Consider the following 269-nt stretch of genomic DNA (forward strand, 5'->3'; position numbering starts at 1 on the left):
CAGAGGACCACGAGCCTGTGCACGAGAGTACTGGTTCGCAGCGTGATGCTGCGAGCACGATCTTCAACTTGCCCAATTACCGCGTCATCGATGCCGTCGACCTGCCCGACGGGGGCCGGCGGGTGGTGATCGCCTCGACCGTCCCGCCGGGCTGTCCGTCCTGCGGCGTGCTGGCGACGAAGGTCCATTCCCGCCGGTCACAGCAGGTCCGGGACGTTCCCGTCGCTGGCGCAGCGGTGGTGGTGTGGGCCAAGCGGCGCTGGTTCTGT

General features: G+C 68.0%; 1 protein-coding gene. It reads left to right on the plus strand.

The window, feature by feature from the left end:
- Nucleotides 1-17: 17 nt before the first annotated feature.
- Nucleotides 18-269: transposase family protein (locus ACT3SQ_RS19370; protein ID WP_444601638.1), on the plus strand; the 252-nt coding region annotated here is incomplete at its 3' end.

Source organism: Brachybacterium sp. AOP42-C2-15 (assembly GCF_052377065.1).
Lineage (GTDB): Bacteria > Actinomycetota > Actinomycetes > Actinomycetales > Dermabacteraceae > Brachybacterium.